Here is a 14258-nt window from a genome sequence, read left to right as displayed (position 1 = left end):
ATTAAGAAAAAGTTAAGAAACCGTACGAGTTTTTATTAAGAAATACGCCCTATACTTAGAAATGTCATAAATAAAAACATAATGAAAGGCGGAATATAGATGAAAAGATTTATTTTGGGAGCAATGATTGTTATCGTCGCAGGAGCGGCATATTTATTAAGTGGGAGTAAGCTATTAGATCAGATGAACCCATTCCTTGATATAGAGAATCATTACGCAATTATTGATAATGATGGAAAAGAGTTAGGCGGAAATAAAGGCCGTGAATATAAGGTGAAAGCTTACGATAAGGATGGGAAAGAAAAAGAAGTAACGATTGATGGAGTAGGTGAATTACAAAAAGGTTCGTACTGGCATGTGCTTACAAGAGGAAAGTTTTTACATGATAAAGTGCAAGTAACGATAGATAAAATTCCTGACGGTGCGAAGGGAAAATTAGGATTGTAAGTATAAACCCGATTCTTGATGAGAGAATCGGGTTTGTTATTTTATGGTAAAATAGAGAGGGAGGAGTGAGAGTGATGCTACTCATTGTTAGTCTCATATTAATTGGGATTATGTGTAGTATGAGGATAGTATCTTTACATATGATAGAACGCCAAAAAATAGAAGAACGATATGTATATTGTCCAAAATGTGATACGAAAATTAGAAAAGGGAATTCTGCTCCTTTTTGTTCGAAATGTAATTTAATATTTTAACTATATTAAATCCAAAATCAATTCTTATGATTTTGGATTTTTCTTTTTAAGAAAATATTAAGAAACCCCATCACTATTTGTTAAGAAAATGTATCTATACTGAATTCTGTTGCTTAAAGAGAACAGCAAGAATCATAACAGGAGGTACAAATAGGTGAAAACAATGTTAGAGGCGAAAGGAATTTCGAAAATATATGATACAGGTGGGAATACGTTTGAAGCGTTGAAAGATATTCATTTGCAGGTGAAAGAAGGAGAGTTTGTCGGTATTATGGGACCATCTGGTTCTGGTAAGACGACACTTTTGAATGTACTTTCTACCATTGATACAGCTTCGAAGGGTGAGATCTTAATTGATGGAAAAGATATTGTGAAGATGAATGATGATGAATTGGCGTTATTCCGACGTAATCATTTAGGGTTTATTTTTCAAGATTATAACTTATTAGATACGTTAACAGTACGAGAAAATATCGCTTTGCCGCTGGCCTTATCCAAAGTGAAGGCGAAAGAAGTAGAAGCTCGCGTTGAGGAAATTGCGAAGAAGTTTGGAATAAATCATATTTTAAATCAATATCCGTATGAAGCGTCAGGTGGGCAAAAACAACGATGTGCAGCATCAAGAGCGATTGTAACAAATCCAAGTATGATTTTTGGAGATGAGCCAACGGGTGCGCTTGATTCGAAGTCAGCGACAGATTTATTAGAAAGTATGAAGACATTAAATGAAAAAGATCGTGTAACGATTTTAATGGTAACGCATGATGCATTTGCAGCAAGTTATTGTAAACGCGTTGTATTTATTAAAGACGGAAAGTTGTATAAAGAATTACATCGTAAAGAGATGACACGTAAACAGTTCTTCCAACAAATTATTGATATGATGTCTTCAATTTCTGGAGGTGCTACAAATGAGCTTGTCTAGCATCGCGCTTCGGAATATAAAACGGAATTTTAAAGATTATTTTATATACTTTGCTTCCATGATTTTTAGCATCGTCATTTATTTTACGTTTAAGGCGCTGCAATACAATTCACAAATAAGCGAAGCTGGAGATAATATTGGACGAGGATTCCAGCTTGCGAGTGTAATGCTCATTATTTTCGTTGCGATATTTATTATATATTCGAATGGTTTCTTTACACGAAAGCGTAAGAAAGAAATAGGTCTTTATTCTTTACTTGGTATTCGAAAAAAAGAAATAGGTAAAATGCTTTTTTATGAAAATATGTTAATGGGTTTATCATCGTTAGTAATCGGAATTGTAATTGGTAGTTTACTTTCAAAAGGATTCCTAAAGCTACTTTTAAATATGTTAGAGCTACATGTAAATGTTCATTTTGAAGTGCCAATTGGAGCGATTATAGATACAGCAGTTATTTTTTGTTTCATTATTTTATATACATCATTTAAAGGATACCGTGTTATTTATCAATTTAAGTTAATCGAGCTATTCCGTGCAGATAACGAAGGCGAAGTCATGCCAAAAGGTTCAAAAATAATGGCTATCATTTCTTTATTATTAATTGGTTCGGGTTATTTCTTGTCAGTAACGGCTATTAAAAATGTGAGCAGCGATAAATTTATGCCACTTGCACTTTATATTTTATTGGCCACGGTACTTGGAACGTATTTATTATTTAAATTCTTTACTGTTTTTGTATTAAAAAGAGTGCGAAATAAAAAATCTTCATTTTATAACGGAATGAAAATTGTAACGACATCTCAGTTACTATACCGCATTAAAGGAAATGCAAAATCGTTAGCAACAATTGCAGTATTAAGCGCAGTAACGTTAACGGCAGTTGGCACTTCTGTAACAATGTATTACAACACATATATGCAAGCAAAAAAATATAAGCCAGTTAGTTATTCATATGAAAAGGCAGATATGGAATTGGATCGTAAAGTGAGTGAGATTTTAAAAGAAGGAAAGAATGAAGTCATTCATCAATATGAGTTAGAGACGGTAAAAGTGATAGGTGAATACGGGGATGATATTTCAAATAAAGATGGTTTACATTCAAGAACAACTGAAATTATCGCACAGTCATCATTTAATAAAATTGCAAAATATTTAAATGAAGAAACCGTTTCTTTAAAAAACAACGAATTGTATGCATTTGATGGTATGTACAGTGAAGGTAAGAGGGATAGCGGCGTATATAAAAATCGAAAAGCTATATTTCAAATTGGAGAAGTAGCACCAGTACAAGTGAAAGATGTACAAGCAAAAAACATTACAAACTTATATGAACTTCTAGTTGTCGTTCCGGATGAAGTGTATGAGCAAGCGAAGAAGACAATTGGAGCTCATACTGTGAAAAATATTGATGTGAAAGATGAAAGAAATAGTAAAGTATTAACAGAAAAACTAAAGAAATTAATACCGGAAGAAGATACAGAAGGTAAAGAACAATTCAGTGATTTCTATACTATTTTCCGTGATGGTATTGAAATATCAGGTTTAATGATGTTTAGTGGTATGTTCTTAGGGCTTGTATTTTTGCTCGCAACAGGGTCTATTATTTATTTCAAACAATTAACAGAAGCACATGCAGATCGTGAGCGTTACAGCGTTCTTCGAAAACTAGGTGTCACGAAAAAAGAAATGAAAAAAGCGATCGCAAAACAAATGAGATTTATTTTCTTCATTCCTTTAGTAGTTGGTATATTACACACTTTATTTGCGCTAACAGGATTAGCGACAGTACTTCCGTATGAAATTGCATTTCCGTTACTAATTAGCATCGGTGTGTATAGTGTTATTTATATTGGTTATTATTTGTTGACGGTTCGTTCTTATTTTAGGATTGTTAGTAAATAAAAATGGTAATAAGGTCTTTCGTTTTTATTAGTTAAAATTAGGTGTGCATAACTAGGGTTTGATAAGGGTAATTTGAAACAGAAAAGAGATGGCAAAACCATCTCTTTTCTGTTTCAATGTTCTACGCTATTATCTATTTTCTTTCGATTCACATATAGGAAATACATCTTGTAGATAAGGAGAAAGATAATCCTTTATTTTAATAATTAAAGTGGAGAAAAGTAGGAATTAGAGCTTTTGTAATAAACGCTCGCTACTATTCATATCATTTTTGCATAATGGACATTTTGGTTCTTCTTCTAATGAAAAATTTTTACGCATCCATCCAAGGCAGTCTTCTGCCGTACATTCCCATACAGCTATTGCTTCGGGATCTTCTACAGGCTTATCATTTTTTCTCCAATACATGTGATCGCTCCTCTAAAGTGAAAAGTTTTTTTAAAAAATAAAAAGGTTGTTAACGTTTTTTGTTAACAACCTTTTACTTATTAATTATACTGTATTTTTCGCAAAAATACGAAGTTTAGTAATTATTAAAGTATAATAAAGTGTTGATTATACAACCGCAGGATTATAAATCATCGTAAAGTGTCCTGGTAATAATTCAATGTGACAAGGTGTATGAAGCGAGCTTTCTCCATCTGTATCTACTTCTTTTTCTTCTTTCGTTTCAATATGAATGGATTTCGCTTTTACGTGGAAGATGTCATTTTCATTTGAGTCTTCAAATAGTTTCTTTCCGATGTAATCTTTAAATGCTTGAATACCTGTTGATTTGACTACGAAAATATCAAGTGTTCCATCATCACATTTTACGTTCGGAATAAAGGATGGAATACCACCAAGATATTCACCATTTCCAACCATGACAAGGACAGCTTCGTCTTCATATACTTGTCCGTCATAAGTAATTTTTACCGGGAATGTTTCAGCATTTTTTACAGTTCGAATTGTGCTTAAATAGTAACCGATTTTACCAAGCTTTGCTTTTTCTTCTGCATCGATATTGTTTGATACTTCAGATACGAGTCCAATGCCCCAGAAGTTTAAGAAATGTTGTTCATTTGCTTTTGCAACGTCAACTGGTTTTACGTGTTCCTTTGTGATAAGTTTTGCTGCTTCTGCAATGTTTTGCGGAACACCAAGTGTGCGAGAGAAGTCATTGCAAGTTCCACCTGGAATGATTGCAAGTGTAGGTCTAGTTTCGAGAGGTGCTAAGCCATTTGTGCATTCAAATACTGTTCCATCACCACCAAAGACGATAATTAAATCTACTTTACTAGCAAACTCTTGGCAATATTTTGTTGCATCACCTTGTTTTTTCGTATGAAGGATATGTAGATCAGGAAAAGCTGCGGCAAGAGGTGGTACGATTTTCGTTAAATTTGTATGTAAGTCACCTTGACCAGCTTTCGGATTTACGATGAGGAGTACTTTTTCAAATTTTTTCTTTGTCATATTTCATCTCTCCCTGTAGTTTGTAAATGGAAAGAAAGGAGCTGTTCCCATGTATTTTAGAACAGCTTCTCCCTATTAATTGGGTGCTAACATTGTCAGTTATTGTCGGTAAGTCGATATATTTAAAAAATCGCCGATATAATTTGAGTTACGGTCGATATATTTTGAAAATCGCCGATATACATTTTATGTACCATTTTATGTACTATCGATTTTTTAAGTTATACGATTATTCCGTTACAACTGAAGCAATGAATGGTAAGTTACGATATTTTTCCGCACAGTCGATACCGTATCCAACGATGAATTCGTCTGGAATTTGGAAGCCAACATACTCAGCTGTTAAGTCTACTTTACGACGTTCTGGCTTATCAAGTAATGTACAGAACTTGAGTGCCTTTGGTTTATGCATAAAGAAGTGGTCTTTTAGAAAATGAAGTGTTAAACCAGAATCGATAATATCTTCTACAACAATTACGTTTTTCCCAGTAATGTTTACGTCGATATCTTTTAGTAGTTTCACTTTTCCTGTTGTTTCTGTTTGATTTCCGTAGCTAGATGCAGAAATAAAGTCAATTGTTACATCATTTTTGATGTGACGAATTAAATCAGCAGCAAATACGAATGAACCTTTTAATACTGCGATAACTACGATTTCTTCTCCTTCAAAATCACGTTCGATTTGAAGTGCTAATTCTTTAACTTTTGCTTGTAATTGTTCTTCAGAAATTAAAGTGTCTTTTATTTTAATATTCATTGTAATCCTCCTACAGTGTAAAACTTGCGAACATTTCGACTGTAAAGGATAGAATAGAAAAAGTCAAAGGAGATAGTAATTTTTTACAAAGATAACGCCAAAATCATCTGATGATATGATATACTAAGTGTATTAAGAAAACGCTTCCATAAAGGGTGAATATGATGAAGAAGAAACAGTACACAAGTGTAACATTTATAAAAGCATTACTTTTAACAATTGTTCTTGGCCTGTTGGCTTACGTAATTGATGTACCTGCGATTCGTATTTCATTAATTGGAATGACTTTAGTGTTAGGAGCAATTTCGCACGGTATGATGTCGCAGCTAAAAGAAGCTGGACTTGATGATATGAGAGATCATATAGATAAAAAGTAAGAAACCTTCATTATATAGAGTGAAGGTTTTTTTGTTTCTTACAAAAATGTAAGGTAGTTGTAAGGCAAATCGATAGTTGCATAATAGCATTTTGGATAAACTATGGGTGTAAGGTAAAAGGCAAGCATATTTTAGGTAAATTAAGTTTTAGGCACTCTATATGTGAAAAAGGAGTAGGAGGGCATGGAGAAACGTTGGACGACCTTTTCTTTTTTAGCGACTAGTAACACCGTAATGCTAGATGGAAAAATGGATTTTTTGCACTTGTTTGATCGTGAAGATGATCATTCTTCTTCTAAATTTACAATGAAATGGAATAAATGGAGCGAGAGTTGTAGGTTTGAAGAAGAGACCCCTAACGAAGAGCAAAAGATTATTTTAACAAACCCTATTAAAGCGTGGGTTGTTCAACGTCGTAAGTGTAACGTCAAAAATCACTTCAAGAAAACTGAGCCGAGACAATTAGTTATCGCTCCGGCCCGTTCTACTTCCAAATCACGCGAAAGTAACATGTAAATAATTGAGACACACACCCGAAAAAACATCGTACATATTGCGATGTTTTTTTCTTTTTCTACAATGAAATCTTTAAATGAAATATATTTCATCTGCATCTTATATTTATATCTCTTGCTTATTCTAGTAATACATCCGATGCGAGTTGATGTGAATAAAATATAAGGAGAGAATGAAAATGAAAAAGAGACTATTACCAATTTGTGCAATGGCACTTTTAGCAGTAGGATATTCTTCAGTAGCGAGTGCAGATACTGGAACAGTAACAAAGGAAGAAGCGCAAGTGCAACAAGATAAAGCTAAAAAAGAAGAAGCAATTAAGGAACAGCAAAAAAGTGAAGTAGAGAAAAAGCAAGCGACACAAGTACAAGAAAAAAATGATATGGCTAAAAAAGAAGAAGCAATAAAAGCTGAGAAAAAAAGTGAAGAAGAGAAAAAGAGAATAGCGCAAGAACAGTTAAAAAACGATATGGCCAAAAAAGAAGCAGCGATAAAAGCCGAGCAAAAGAATGAAGTAGCTAAAAAAGAAGAAGCAAAGCCAGTTGTACAAGGTGAAAAATTACCAAATACAGCATCAAATAATGTAGCAATGATGGGATTAAGTGCATGTCTTGTAGCGGTAGGTACATTATTTGGTTTGAATCGTCGCAATAAGATTAAAGCGTAAATAAAATATTTTCCTATAAAGAATAGGATAATTTCATATATTAAAAATGGTAGGTTACTCCTACCATTTTTGGCATGGAGGAATGAAGAATGAAGTTACTCAATTATATCGGTATCATATTGATGGCTATAGGGCTATTCATGGGATCCTATTATGCTGTGGAATGGTATAAAGGAAGAAGCTCTGCCGGGCAATTAACGGCAGAAGAAATAAAGAGTCTTAAAAATATACAATATACTCAACTTTCTCGTGAAACACCTGTAACTTCTCAAGTGCCTTCTTCTCAAACAGAACATAAAGAAGGAGAAAAGGTAGCGATGTTAAACATACCAAAAATAAAGAAGAAGTTTTCTATATATTGGGGAGCGGATGATACGACTTTGAAAAAAGGAGTGGGTATGTTCGTTAGTAATTTAACGACAACCCCATCTGGAGGGGGACATACTGTACTGAGTGGACATCGAGATACTGTATTTACAGATTTAGGGGAGTTGAAAGAAAAGGATACCCTTGTTTTAGAGTATGATAATAAAACGTACACATATGAAATTCAAAAAACATGGATTACTCATGCGGATGATCGTACTGTTATTATAAAAAAAGAAGAACCGATATTAACACTGACAACTTGTTACCCATTTGATTATATAGGGGATGCACCAGATAGATATATTATCGAGGCGAAGTTAACTGGCAGTTATTCAAAATGAAATTATAGTTTTTGAAAGCAGGAGGGGGATATATCAGTTATGTCAAAAAACATTTTAATTGTTGAAGATGAAGACATATTACGTGAAATATTAAAAGATTATTTTTTAAGTGAACAATATGTAGTGTTTGAAGCGAGGGACGGGAAAGAGGCTTTAGTTGTATTTGAAGAAGAAGAGGTTGATTTGGTTATTTTAGATATTATGTTGCCAGAACTCGATGGATGGTCTGTTTGCCGAAGAATTAGGAAGACGTCTGAGGTGCCTATTATTATGCTGACGGCGCGCGTAGATGAAGACGATACGTTACTTGGTTTTGAACTTGGGGCAAATGACTATGTGACGAAGCCGTATAGTCCGCCAATTTTATTAGCAAGAGCGAAAAGGTTGTTAGAAAGCAGAAAAGTGACAAAGCAACTTTTAGAGAATGAAGATGATACATTATCAATCCACGATATTCACGTTCATTTTCCGTCGCGCACTGTTACGGTAAATCGAACTGATATTAATTTAACGCATACAGAATTTGAAATATTAGCGTATTTCATGAAAAATCAAGGAATCGTTTTAACGCGAGAACAACTCATTTCAAGAATTTGGGGATATGAATTTGCTGGCGATGATCGAACGGTTAATAGTCATATTCGTAATTTAAGAAATAAATTAGGAGAGAAAGCAAAGTATATTACAACTGTAGTACGAACTGGTTATAAATTTGAGGGGAATATATGAGAAAAGGAATTGTACTAAAATTATTTACTCTTACAACAGCATTATGTATGTTGATTTTAGCGACGATATTTATTGGACAAACGATATTTTTTAAACAATATTATGCGAATCGAAAAGTGGAAGATATTAAAGTAAATTTAAATTCCTTTGAGAAGAATTATTTAAACTACACAGGAAACGTAGAAGGAATTCAGAAACTTGAGCAAGACTTTTTAAGAGAAAATAATACGTGGATTACGACATTAGATAACAACGGGAATTTAAAACATGCAGATGATTTTTATTTTGAAGTAACGATAGATCGTAGGCAACAAAAGAGCTTTGGACAACAAATATTCAAAATTCCTTTATACAATCTCGTCAATATAGAAGAGATTGATAATAAATCATCAGATCAGTTTCTAGGCCAAGGAATTTATTTTTCTGGAGTGAAAAAAGGAGATAGTTTTATTCCATTCTCTTTCTCGTTATCTAAGCAGAATTTAAGTGGATCTAATAAACCGTTAGAAAAAGCATTTAAGGAGAAAATGAGTAAATTAGATGAGGAGAAAAAGAAAGCAGCTGAGGAACAAGTAAGTAAGGAAAAGAAGCCTGCTGTTCAGGAGCAAGCTGCCCAAGAACCAGATGCTTACATAGGTGGGTTTGTTACAAAAGTACAGTTTCCAGATGTAAAAGGTCCTGTGAATCCAATTTATAAAAATACTTTATTTTTGGATAGTATAAAAGAATTTCAAACGGATGTATTACTAAAAGAGAGTAATCAAATAGAGTATTCAACAAAGACAATGGACTATGAAAAGAATGATATAAAATATAAATTATTAATGAAACCAATAAAAGAAAAAGATGGATCAGTAACATATATTTATGCGATGGCTTCTTTACAGCCCGTAGATGAAGCTGTACAAATGGTGCAAGATTATTACATCTATATCATTGCATTTGTAGTCGTTCTTATTTTTTTAGCTTCGTTTTATTATTCAAAACAAATTGCAAAACCATTATTAAAAATAAATGATACGACGAAGAAAATAGCACAATTAGATTTTACAGAAAAAATACCCATTACTTCAAAAGATGAAATTGGAGATTTATCGAAAAATATTAATGTGCTATCAAATAAACTCCATTCGCATATTGGGCAGTTAGAAGAAGATATTGAAAAGGAAAGAAAGTTAGAAAAGACGCGAAAAGAATTCATTTCTGGTGTTTCACATGAATTAAAAACACCGCTAAGTATTATGAAAAGCTGTATTTCTATTTTAAAAGACGGGGTAGCTGAGCATAAAAAGGATTATTATTTTCAGGCGATGGAGAGAGAAGTAGACAAAATGGATACGTTAATTTTGGATATGCTTGAGTTAGCTAAATTTGAATCTGGTACATATAAAATGAAAAAGGATTCGTTTTATATTGATACAGTAATTGAAGACATATGTGAACATCTATCTGTGGAAATAGAGAAAAAAGAGCTTCGTGTTCATAAAAATATATGTTCATTTGAAGTGATTGCAAATCAAGGCCGGATTGAACAAGTCATCGTGAATTTCATTACGAATGCCATACGTTATACACCAAATAAAGAAGATATTATTATTTCTACAATAGATGAGAAGGATCGTATAAAAGTGTGCATTGAAAATAAAGGTACTCACATTGAAGAAGAACAATTAGATAAAATTTGGGATCGTTTTTATCGAGTGGATACAGCTCGTCAGCGTTCACAAGGTGGGACGGGGCTTGGGCTTGCCATTTCAAAGAATATTTTAGAACTACATGATACTGAATATGGGGCAGGAAATACAGAAGATGGTGTGTTATTTTATTTCTATTTACCGAAAAAAGCGTAGAAAATATGATCTACGTTTTTTTAAATTATTTTCATATTATCTTTACCTAATCTTTATTTTTAATCAGTATAATTTGTTTAGAATATGAGGTTATGTAAGGAGTCGATGAACCGTGCATAGCAATTGGCTAAGTATAATGGTATTTATTTTCTTTTGCGCATTTATTGTATTTTTAATTGATATTACGATATGAAAAAAGAGCGCTCATTAAGCGCCCTTTTTTTGTGTATTCATTTGATAAGCACTGATGCTTTTGAATAAGCGTGGTGAAGTGATAAATAAAAATATAAGTAAAACGGTACATAGAATATAGGAACCAATCATTGTACTACCGTTAAATATTAAAGAATATAGGAAAGCCGATTGGCCTTTTGGTGCATATTGTCCCCAGAAAATGATACCAGCGATAAAGTGACAGAAGTAACGAGCTAGACTACCGATAAAAGTAGCGACGATAATGTATCCAATTACTTTCTTTCCTTGGTTTGGTTTTGATGAAGGTTTGTCTTTACGGCTACCTAAATTTGATTGTTCTTCGCTATTTTCATTTGACGCTAAAAGCGCCTTTTGAATTGGACGATAGAATAAACCAGCAAATCCAATGAATGCGAAAGCAACAAAGTATTCAATTAATACTTGAATTGGTGTGACGATAATGGCATCGCCTACGACAATTTGTAATAATCCCCAAATTAAGCCTCCTAAGAAAGCCATTTTGAAGCCCCAGCGGTATGCGATAATAAAAATAGGAATCATAGCAAATGAAATGGAACCGCCTGTTGCTGATATTTTGATTGAAAGTGGTAAAATGTCGATGACCAAGGCGAAGGCTGCAAGAATAGCAGATTCGATCATCGCTTGTAAATTGGTGTTACGCATGTTGTCTCCCCCTAAATCCAAGTTGTACAAAAAAGAATAGATATCATAGGAGGATACGAAATACGTAAATAAAAATGAGGTATGTATTTCGGACGTTTGCACAATCCCTGCGTTAGCATTAACTAACAGGTTCGAAGGGTCGGAACGAAGTGTTCCCTCTCAGCGACATGGCTCCCCCAGTGATAACGAGATTCTTTATTTGCTATTGTTTATTGTAAGCGAAATGGATGAGAATGGCAAACAAATGCTGTATGACAATAATTGAAATAGAATTGTAGCGAAATGTTAATAAATATGAAGCAAAAGGGTATAGTACAAGAGAAATTGGGTGTGGTATAATTTTTTTGAAAATAATTATCATTCTCTTCTGAGGGGGAAGGTTATGAGCTTAGTAGATATTAAAATTGGAGAGAAAGTGTTAGTAAAAAGTATTCAGTCTTTAGATCAGCTATTAAAGCGTAGACTAGCTGCTTTCGGTCTTGCGGAAGGAAGCGAACTTCGCTTGAAACAGAAAGCGATGTTCAAAGGTCCTTGTACATTGGAGTGTCGTGGACAGTTAATTAGTATTCGTCATTGTGACGCGAAAATGATAAAGGTGGAATTAGCGTGAATAAGGTAGCTTTGCTAGGGAATCCGAATACAGGGAAGACATCATTATTTAATGCACTTACTGGTTCTTATGAATACGTAGGAAACTGGAGCGGTGTAACAGTAGAAAAAAAGGTTGGTAAATTAAAAGATAGACAAGGAACATTAATTGATTTACCAGGTGTGTATGATTTAAATCCAGTTTCACGTGATGAAGGTGTTGTAACAAACTTTCTATTAACAGAAGAATTTAATCATATGTTAAATATCGTAGATTCTTCGCAGTTTGAGAGAAATATGCATTTAACGTTGCAATTACTTGAATTTGGTAAGCCGGTCTCAATTGGTTTAAATATGGTTGATGTGGCGAAGCAAAGAGGAATTGTCATTGATGTAAAACGATTATCAGAACTATTAGGTGTAACAGTCGTTCCTGTCGTTGCAAGAAGTGGAAAAGGTTGTGAAGAACTACTTGCGACTCTTAAAGAAAATGACAAAAAGGAGAAAAAGCCATTCCTTATTTCATATGGTGTACAAATGGATGAAGGAATTGGAGAAGTAATTGCTCTTTTAGAGACAGCGAATTATGAGCATCCGAGATGGTTAGCACTTCAATTTTTAAGCAATAACGAAGTAGTAGAAAAAGAAATGAAAGCATTACCAATTTATAAGGAACTCATAGCCATTCGATCTCGCTTAGAAGGAAAACTTGATTGTACGTTAGAAGAGCACATTTACAAAACTCGTGAAGCGTATATTGAAAAGTTAAAAACAAATGTTATGAAGCATGAGAAAGAAGGAAAAATTCCTTTTTCAGAAAAAATTGATAGATTAATTACACATAAAATTTTAGGACTTCCAATCTTTTTAGCAGTTATGTTTTTTATTTTTCAGGTTACGTTTACGTGGATTGGTACACCTTTATCGGATATGTTAGATGAGTTTTTTGGTGGTCAGCTTACGGATTGGGTGACGGCTGGACTTACAAGTATTGGAGCTTCTGATTTTATTCAAGCACTCGTTACAGAAGGTATTATTGCCGGTGTTGGTGCTGTATTAGTATTCGTACCACAAATCTTTGCACTATTCTTTTTCATTTCATTATTAGAAGACTCAGGATATATGGCGCGAATTGCAGTTGTTATGGATAGAATTATGGAGTTCTTTGGCTTAAACGGTAAAGCTTTTATTCCGATGATTATTGGTTTTGGATGTAACGTTCCAGGTATTATGGCAGCGAGAACGATTGAACAGGAGAAAGAGCGCTTACTTACAATTTTAGTAACACCGTTTATGTCTTGTTCAGCACGATTACCTGTATATGCATTATTTGCGGGCGTATTCTTCCCTAATAGTCAGGCGACTGTTGTATTTTCTTTATATGTCGCAGGTATTGTTCTGGCATTACTCGTTACAAAAATTATGTCTCTTACGATTTTGAAAGCAGAAAAATCTATTTTCGTAATTGAACTACCGCCTTATCGTGTGCCACAAGCGAAAACGTTATGGCTGAGCACGTGGGAGAAAGGAAAGGGATTTGTTCGTAAAGCTGGTACATTCATCTTTGGTGGTTCGGTTGTTATTTGGTTATTAAACTATGCAGGTCCATCAGGATTTGGCGTTGATATGGGAGATAGCTACTTAGCGATGATTGGTGGATTTATCGCACCATTATTTGCACCGCTCGGCTTTGGAACGTGGCAAGCTGCGGCATCCCTTTTAACAGGATTTTTAGCGAAAGAAGTTGTCGTTTCTACAATGGCAATTATTTATGCGGTTAAAGAAGATGTGCTTGGAAATGTAATGGGAGCACATTATACAGCATTATCAGCTTATGCATTTATGTTCTTTATTTTATTATATGTTCCGTGTTTAGCGACCGTAGCTGTTATTAAACGTGAAACAGGATCAGCGAAATGGACGATTTTTTCAGTCGTTTATCCACTCGTAGTTGCTTATGTATTAACGCTCATTATATACCAAGTTGGATCCTTACTCGGATTCTAGAAGGAGATGTATTGTGATGATGGTCAATATTATAATTGGAGCTATCATTTTTGGTTATGCAGCATACACGTTAGTTAATTTTGTAAAGAGAAGTAAAAAAGGAAAATGCGCAGCATGTTCTTTAAATAAGTCATGTCAGTCGAATACTTGTAGTCCGGATATGGAACAAGTTGCTCATAAATAGAAAAAAG

General features: G+C 33.9%; 17 protein-coding genes and 1 riboswitch. Of the genes, 13 read left to right on the top strand and 4 right to left on the bottom strand.

The window, feature by feature from the left end; genetic code table 11:
- Window positions 1-99: 99 nt before the first annotated feature.
- From ACQRBL_RS24180 to ACQRBL_RS24165, 4 genes are all read left to right on the top strand, one after another.
- On the top strand, window positions 100-447 hold the full coding sequence (locus ACQRBL_RS24180; protein ID WP_000819383.1) for a YxeA family protein: 348 nt from the start codon (window positions 100-102) through the stop codon (window positions 445-447).
- A gap of 74 nt (window positions 448-521) precedes the next feature.
- A complete protein-coding gene (locus ACQRBL_RS24175) occupies window positions 522-701 on the top strand; it encodes a hypothetical protein (protein WP_000924675.1) in 180 nt (59 codons plus the stop codon).
- A gap of 154 nt (window positions 702-855) precedes the next feature.
- Window positions 856-1626, top strand: a complete 771-nt coding sequence (locus ACQRBL_RS24170; protein ID WP_000855627.1) for an ABC transporter ATP-binding protein — start codon at window positions 856-858, stop codon at window positions 1624-1626.
- On the top strand, window positions 1613-3529 hold the full coding sequence (locus ACQRBL_RS24165; protein ID WP_097920458.1) for an ABC transporter permease: 1917 nt from the start codon (window positions 1613-1615) through the stop codon (window positions 3527-3529). Before ACQRBL_RS24170 ends, ACQRBL_RS24165 begins: the two co-directional genes overlap by 14 nt.
- A 228-nt stretch (window positions 3530-3757) precedes the next feature.
- On the opposite strand, the gene ACQRBL_RS24160 is transcribed toward ACQRBL_RS24165, so the two are convergent.
- The 3 genes from ACQRBL_RS24160 to hpt form a co-directional block, all read right to left on the bottom strand.
- Window positions 3758-3937, bottom strand: coding sequence for a cold-inducible protein YdjO-related protein (locus ACQRBL_RS24160; RefSeq protein WP_000289925.1), 180 nt, complete (start codon window positions 3935-3937; stop codon window positions 3758-3760).
- Between the two features lie 147 nt (window positions 3938-4084).
- Window positions 4085-4987, bottom strand: coding sequence for a diacylglycerol/lipid kinase family protein (locus ACQRBL_RS24155; RefSeq protein ID WP_023523237.1), 903 nt, complete (start codon window positions 4985-4987; stop codon window positions 4085-4087).
- Between the two features lie 229 nt (window positions 4988-5216).
- Window positions 5217-5744, bottom strand: coding sequence for a hypoxanthine phosphoribosyltransferase (hpt, locus tag ACQRBL_RS24150; protein WP_001022028.1), 528 nt, complete (start codon window positions 5742-5744; stop codon window positions 5217-5219).
- A 161-nt stretch (window positions 5745-5905) separates the two neighbouring features.
- Between hpt and ACQRBL_RS24145 the strand changes: the two genes are divergently transcribed.
- The 6 genes from ACQRBL_RS24145 (at window position 5906) to ACQRBL_RS24120 (ending at window position 10593) form a co-directional block, all read left to right on the top strand.
- A complete protein-coding gene (locus tag ACQRBL_RS24145; protein WP_002001286.1) occupies window positions 5906-6121 on the top strand; it encodes a hypothetical protein in 216 nt (71 codons plus the stop codon).
- A gap of 183 nt (window positions 6122-6304) precedes the next feature.
- Window positions 6305-6637 (top strand): hypothetical protein, encoded by a 333-nt coding sequence (locus ACQRBL_RS24140; RefSeq protein ID WP_000415617.1) that lies wholly within the window; start codon window positions 6305-6307, stop codon window positions 6635-6637.
- A gap of 178 nt (window positions 6638-6815) precedes the next feature.
- Entirely contained in the window at window positions 6816-7304 is a 489-nt protein-coding gene (locus ACQRBL_RS24135; RefSeq protein WP_000746706.1) for an LPXTG cell wall anchor domain-containing protein, read from the top strand.
- Window positions 7305-7393: 89 nt separating this feature from the next.
- Window positions 7394-8014 (top strand): class D sortase, encoded by a 621-nt coding sequence (locus tag ACQRBL_RS24130; protein ID WP_000771598.1) that lies wholly within the window; start codon window positions 7394-7396, stop codon window positions 8012-8014.
- Window positions 8015-8053: 39 nt separating this feature from the next.
- Window positions 8054-8743, top strand: a complete 690-nt coding sequence (locus ACQRBL_RS24125) for a response regulator transcription factor (RefSeq protein WP_000041862.1) — start codon at window positions 8054-8056, stop codon at window positions 8741-8743.
- Window positions 8740-10593 (top strand): sensor histidine kinase, encoded by a 1854-nt coding sequence (locus ACQRBL_RS24120; protein ID WP_001225360.1) that lies wholly within the window; start codon window positions 8740-8742, stop codon window positions 10591-10593. The genes ACQRBL_RS24125 and ACQRBL_RS24120 overlap by 4 nt, the downstream gene beginning before the upstream one ends.
- 207 nt (window positions 10594-10800) lie before the next feature.
- Here ACQRBL_RS24120 and ACQRBL_RS24115 read toward each other — a convergent pair whose 3' ends face one another.
- A complete protein-coding gene (locus ACQRBL_RS24115) occupies window positions 10801-11472 on the bottom strand; it encodes an energy-coupled thiamine transporter ThiT (protein ID WP_001246567.1) in 672 nt (223 codons plus the stop codon).
- An 86-nt stretch (window positions 11473-11558) separates the two neighbouring features.
- A riboswitch (TPP riboswitch) is annotated at window positions 11559-11660 on the bottom strand.
- Window positions 11661-11854: 194 nt separating this feature from the next.
- Here ACQRBL_RS24115 and ACQRBL_RS24110 point away from each other — a divergent pair.
- The 3 genes from ACQRBL_RS24110 to ACQRBL_RS24100 are packed head-to-tail and all read left to right on the top strand — an operon-like array spanning window position 11855 to window position 14251.
- Window positions 11855-12082, top strand: a complete 228-nt coding sequence (locus ACQRBL_RS24110) for a FeoA family protein (RefSeq protein WP_000060512.1) — start codon at window positions 11855-11857, stop codon at window positions 12080-12082.
- Window positions 12079-14067, top strand: coding sequence for a ferrous iron transport protein B (gene feoB, locus ACQRBL_RS24105; RefSeq protein WP_053563489.1), 1989 nt, complete (start codon window positions 12079-12081; stop codon window positions 14065-14067). Before ACQRBL_RS24110 ends, feoB begins: the two co-directional genes overlap by 4 nt.
- Window positions 14068-14083: 16 nt before the next feature.
- Window positions 14084-14251: a FeoB-associated Cys-rich membrane protein gene (locus ACQRBL_RS24100; RefSeq protein ID WP_000989596.1), complete on the top strand. Its 168-nt coding sequence runs from the start codon at window positions 14084-14086 to the stop codon at window positions 14249-14251.
- Window positions 14252-14258 lie beyond the last annotated feature (7 nt).

The organism is Bacillus sp. AF62, from assembly GCF_050312695.1.
Taxonomy (GTDB): domain Bacteria; phylum Bacillota; class Bacilli; order Bacillales; family Bacillaceae_G; genus Bacillus_A; species Bacillus_A cereus.
The sequence above is the reverse complement of the archived record's forward strand: the minus strand, read 5'-3'. Positions and strand labels throughout refer to the sequence as shown.